A 6,071-nucleotide genomic window follows, 5' to 3' on the forward strand; every position below is an offset into this window, starting at 1 on the left:
CACCGCGGCCGAGCTGGGCGCGACCCGCTTCGTCGAGCTCGGCCCGGACGGCGTCCTGACGGCCCTCGCCCAGGACTGCCTCACCGACACCGACACCGACAGCGACACCGACACCGACAGCGACACCGGAACCGCGACCGACGGCCACGTCTTCGCCCCCCTCCTGCGCCGCGACCGCGAGGAGCCCCTCGCGGCGATGTCCGCGCTCGGCGACCTCTTCGCCCACGGTGTCGCGCCCGACTGGCCGGCGGTGTTCTCCGGCCGCCGCGTCGACCTTCCGACGTACCCCTTCCAGCGTCAGCGCTACTGGACGACCGTCGACCGGCTGGGCGACGTCGCCTCGGCGGGTGTGCTCCCGGCCGGGCATCCGCTGCTCGGCGCGATGGTGGTACTGGCGGACGACGACCAGGTCCTGTTCACCGGACGGCTGTCGGTGAGCGCCCATCCCTGGCTGGCGGACCACGCCATTGCCGGAACCGTCTTCGTGCCCGGAACCGCCTACGTGGAGCTGGCCGTTCGCGCCGGTGACCAGGTGGGCTGCGACCGCATCGACGAGCTCACCATCGAGGCGCCGCTCATCCTGCCCGACCAGGACTCCGTCCAGCTGCAGGTCAGCGTCGGCCGTCCCGACGCGCAGGGCGCCCGCCCGATAAGTTTTCACTCCCGCCACGGGGACGAGCCCTGGACCCGGCACGCCACCGGCCGCCTGGGCTCCGCCACGCCCACCCGTCCCGCCGGAACACCCGCCGCCACCGCCATGACCGTCTGGCCCCCGCAGGACGCGGAGGAGGTCCCGGTCGAGGGGCTCTACCCGCACCTGGCCGAGGCGGGCTTCGGCTACGGCCCGGCCTTCCAGGGGCTGCGCGCGGTGTGGCGGCGCGGCGAGGAGGTGTTCGCGGAGGTCGAGCTGCCGCAGGAGCGCGAGGCAGGTCGCTTCGCCCTGCACCCGGCGCTGCTCGACTCGGCCCTGCACGCCGTCGGACTGGGCGAGTTCGTCACCGACAACCGGCCCAGCCTGCCCTTCTCCTGGTCCGGGGTCACCCTCCACGCGACCGGTGCGTCCGCGCTGCGGGTCCGGCTGTCCCCGGCGGGCACCGACGCCGTCGCCCTGGACGTCGCTGACGCGACGGGCGCGCCCGTCGCCACCGTCGAGGAGCTGGCCCTGCGCCCGGTCGCCGGGCAGCAGCGGAAGCACCGGAGTGACTCGCTGTTCCGCGTCGACTGGGCGGCCCAGCCGCTCCCCGAGGCTGCCGACCAGGGGGCCCAGTGCTGGGTCGGTTCGGTCGAGGAACTGCTGGCCCTCGACCCGGTGCCGGCCACCGTGCTGGCGTCCTGCGGCCGGACGGGTGAGCTCCTGGCCGACGTCCCCGCCGACGTCCCCGCCGACGTCCCCGCCGACGTCCCCGCCGACGTCCACGGCGCGACGCACGGCGCGCTCGCCCTCCTGCACGCCTGGCTGGCGGACGCCCGCCACCACTCCTCCCAGCTGGTGTTCGTCACCCGCGCCGCCCTGGCCGTCCGGCCCGGCGAACAGGTGGAAGGCCTGGAACAGGCGCCGGTCTGGGGCCTCGTCCGGTCGGCCCAGGCCGAGAACCCCGGCAGCTTCCGCCTGGTCGACCTGGACGGCGAGGCCGCCTCAGGCTCCGCCCTGGCGGCCGCCCTGACCCTCGACGAGCCCCAGCTCGCGCTGCGCGGCGGGCAGGCGTTCGCCCCCCGACTCGCCCGGGTGACGGGCGCACCGGACCAGGCGTCCCCCTGGGACGGCGCGGGCACGGTCCTGATCACCGGTGGCACCGGCGGGCTCGGCGGCCTGCTGGCCCGGCACCTGGCACGGGAGCACGGGGTCCGTCAGCTGCTGCTGACCAGCCGTCGCGGGCCGGCCGCCGAGGGCGCCGCCGAACTCGTCGAGGAGCTCGCGGCACTCGGCGCCTCTGCTCGGGTCGTGTCCTGCGACGTCACCGACCGTACGGCGCTGGCCGAGCTGCTCGACGGCATCCCGGCCGAGCAGCCCCTGGCGGCCGTGGTCCACACGGCGGGCGTGCTGGACGACGGGGTGATCGGCTCGCTCACCCCGGAGCGGGTCGACACGGTGCTGAGCCCGAAGGCGGACGCCGCCTGGCACCTGCACGAGCTCACCAAGGACCGCGGGCTCTCCGCCTTCGTCCTGTTCTCCTCGGCCTCCGGCGTCTTCGGCGCCCCCGGCCAGGGCAGCTACTCCGCGGGCAACGTCTTCCTGGACGCCCTCGCCCAGTACCGCCGCGGCCTCGGCCTGCCCGCCACGTCGCTGGCCTGGGGGCTCTGGGCCGAGGGCAGCGGAATGGGCGGCCGGCTGGCGAGCGGGGACCGGGAGCGGATCACCGGATCCGGCCTCGCCGCGCTCTCCGCGGCGGAGGGCCTGCGGCTGTTCGACCTGGCACTGGACACGGACGAGGCACTGCTGGTGCCGACGCCCCTGGACCTCCGGTCCCCCGGGGGCTCGGTCGCGGTGCCCGCGCTGCTGCGCGGCCTGGTGCGGGTACCGGTCCGCCGCACCGCCGCCGCGTCGGCGGCCGTCGCGAACCGCGCCGACTGGTCGGAGCGGACCCTGCTGGACCTCGTGCACACCCAGGTGGCCGCGGTCCTCGGCCACACCGCGGCGGACGCGGTGGCCGTCGACCGGGCCTTCACGGAGCTCGGTTTCGACTCGCTCACCGCGGTGGAACTGCGCAACCGCCTCACCACCGAGACCGGCCTCCGGCTGCCCGCCACCCTGATCTTCGATCACCCCAGTCCGGAGGCCCTGGTCCGGCACCTGTGCGCCGAACTCGTCGGGGAGCCCGGCCGGAACGCCGCGGGCGAGCGTCCCGCCGTCCCGAGCGGCCCGATCGATGACGACCCGGTCGTGGTCATCGGCATGGCCTGCCGCTACCCGGGCGGCGTGCGCTCGCCCGAGGACCTGTGGGACTTGGTCGCGGCCGGCCGCGACGGCATCGGCGCCTTCCCCGAGGACCGCGGCTGGGACCTGGACGCCCTGTTCGACGAGGACCCGGAGCGCGCCGGATCCTCGTACGTCCGCGAGGGCGGCTTCCTCCACGAGGCGGGCGAGTTCGACGCGGGCTTCTTCGGGATCTCGCCGCGTGAGGCGCTGGCCATGGACCCGCAGCAGCGGCTGCTGCTGGAGACCGCCTGGGAGGCCTTCGAGCGGGCCGGCGTGGACCCGTCCTCCGTCCGGGGCAGCAGTACCGGCGTCTTCGCCGGCGTCATGTACCACGACTACGCGAGCGGACTCGGCGAGGTGCCCGAGGGCGTGGACGGCTACCTGAGCACCGGCAACGCGGGCAGCGTGCTGTCCGGCCGGGTCTCGTACGCCCTCGGCCTGGAGGGCCCGGCCGTCACGGTCGACACCGCCTGCTCCTCCTCCCTGGTCACCGTGCACCTCGCGGCGCAGGCACTGCGCCAGGGCGAGTGCTCGCTGGCGCTCGCCGGCGGTGTGACCGTCATGGCGACGCCCACCACCTTCGTGGAGTTCTCCCTCCAGCGCGGGCTCGCCTCGGACGGCCGCTGCAAGTCCTTCGCGGCCTCGGCGGACGGCACCGGCTGGGGTGAGGGCGTGGGCCTGCTGCTCCTGGAGCGGCTTTCGGACGCGCGGCGCAACGGGCACCGGGTGCTGGCGGTGATCCGTGGCTCGGCCGTCAACCAGGACGGCGCGTCCAACGGTCTGACCGCCCCCAACGGCCCCTCCCAGCAGCGGGTGATCCGTCAGGCACTGGCCCAGGCCAAGCTGACCTCCGACCAGATCGACCTGGTCGAGGCGCACGGCACGGGGACGAAGCTGGGCGATCCGATCGAGGCGCAGGCGCTGCTCGCCACCTACGGCCGGGAGCGCCCCGAGGACCGCCCGCTGTGGCTGGGATCCCTCAAGTCGAACATCGGGCACACCCAGGCCGCGGCCGGCGTCGGCGGCATCATCAAGTCGGTGATGGCCATCCGCGGCGGCCTGATGCCCAAGACCCTGCACGTCGACGAGCCGAGCCCGCACATCGACTGGTCCGCGGGCGCGGTGTCGCTGCTGACCGAGGCGCGGCCCTGGGAGGCCACGGGCGAGCCCCGCAGGGCGGCGGTGTCCTCCTTCGGGATCAGCGGCACCAACGCGCACGTCATCGTGGAGCAGGCTCCCGAGGAGCCGGCGTCCGAGCCGTCGGAGCCGGTGGACCGGGCCCCGGTCCCGGCCGAGGCGGTGCTGCCGTGGGTCCTCTCCGCGAAGTCCGCCGAGGCCCTGCGCGCCCAGGCCGGGCAGCTGGCCTCCTACCTGGCGGCGCACCCCGAGCGGTCCGCCGCGGACGTCGGACTGTCCCTGGCGACGGCCCGTACCGCTTTCGAGCACCGGGCCGCCGTGGTGGCGGCGGACCGGGAGGGATTCCTCCAGGGCCTTGCCGCACTGGTCGCCTCGGAGCCCGTCGAGCACGTCGTCACGGGAAGCGCCCGTACGGCTGCCAAGCCGGTGTTCGTGTTCCCGGGGCAGGGGGCGCAGTGGGTCGGGATGGCGGTGGAGCTGGCGCGGGTGTCGCCGGTGTTCGCGGCGCGGTTGGCCGAGTGCGGGCGGGCGTTGTCGGGGTTCGTGGAGTGGTCGCTGGACGAGGTGTTGGGTGACGAGGCGGCGCTGGCGCGGGTGGATGTGGTGCAGCCCGTGTTGTGGGCGGTGATGGTGTCGCTGGCGGAGTTGTGGCGTTCGTTCGGTGTGGTGCCGGCCGCGGTGGTGGGTCATTCGCAGGGTGAGATCGCGGCGGCGTGTGTGGCGGGCGCTTTGAGTCTGGTGGACGGTGCGCGGGTGGTGGCGTTGCGTTCGCGGGCGTTGCTGCGGTTGTCGGGCCGGGGCGGGATGGTCGCGGTGCCGGTGGGTCGGGTGGAGGCCGAGACTCTGCTGGTGGAGGGGTTGTCGGTCGCGGCGGTGAACGGGCCGCGTTCGGTGGTGGTCTCGGGTGCGACGGGGCCGTTGGAGGAGTTGTCGGCGCGGGTGGAGGGTGCGCGTCGGGTGCCGGTGGACTACGCGTCGCATTCCGCGCAGGTGGAGGAGATCGAGGGGGAGTTGCTGGAGGTGCTGGCGGGGTTGCGGCCGGGTACGGCCGGGGTGCCGTTCCTGTCGACGGTGACGGGTGAGTGGCTGGAGGGCGGTGAGCTCGATGCCGGGTACTGGTACCGCAATCTGCGCCGGACCGTGCGCTTCGAGGAGGCTGTCGGTCAACTGGCCGCGCAGGGGCATGTGTTCATCGAGGTCAGCCCCCATCCTGTCCTGGTCCCCGGTCTGGACGTCCCGGCCCTGGGCACCCTCCGACGCCACGACGGCACCGCGCAGCGCTTCACGACCGCGCTCGCGGAGGCCTTCGTCCACGGCGTCGACGTGGACTGGGACCGGGTGTACCCGGGCGCCGCACGGGTGGACCTGCCGACCTACGCCTTCCAGCGGGAGCGGTACTGGCTGGAGGCCGGCACCGGCACGGGTGACGTGGCCTCGGCCGGTGTGGAGGCCGTCGGCCACCCGCTGCTCGGCGCGGCGGTCGCCCTGGCGGGTTCGGAGGGCACCGTCCTCACCGGTCGACTGTCGCTGCGTTCCCACCGCTGGCTGGCCGATCACGCCGTGAACGGCGTCGTGCTGCTGCCCGGCACGGCCTTCGTCGAGCTGGCGCTGCAGGCAGGCGAACAGGCCGGTTGCGGCCGGGTCGAGGAACTCACCCTGGAAGCCCCCCTCGTCCTGCCCGAAACCGGCGCGGTGCAGCTGCAGTTGGCACTCGACCCGGCCGACGACCGGGGCCGTCGCGCGCTCGCGGTGTACGCGCGCGGCGCGGACGAACCCGGACAGCCCTGGGTCCGGCACGCCTCCGGTGTCCTCTCGGACGCCGAGGCGCCCGAGCCGGCCGGACGGGAGGTCTGGCCGCCGGAGCAGGCCGAGAGCATCGCGCTCGACGGGTTCTACCAGGGCCTGGCCGACGCCGGCCTGGCCTACGGTCCGGCGTTCCAGGGCCTGCGGGCGGCCTGGCGGCGTGGTGCGGAGGTGTTCGCGGAGGTCCGGTTGGACCGGGAGCAGCAGGAGGCGG

Annotated in this window: 1 protein-coding gene; it reads left to right on the forward strand. The window is 74.9% G+C overall.

Annotated features, from left to right (window positions below; genetic code table 11):
• A partial coding sequence (locus ACFWIS_RS40250; protein WP_380463913.1) for a type I polyketide synthase occupies nucleotides 1-6,071 on the forward strand: 6,071 nt, incomplete at both ends.

Origin of the sequence: Kitasatospora sp. NPDC127060 (assembly GCF_042724935.1) — a bacterium.
Classification (GTDB): Bacteria; Actinomycetota; Actinomycetes; order Streptomycetales; family Streptomycetaceae; genus Kitasatospora.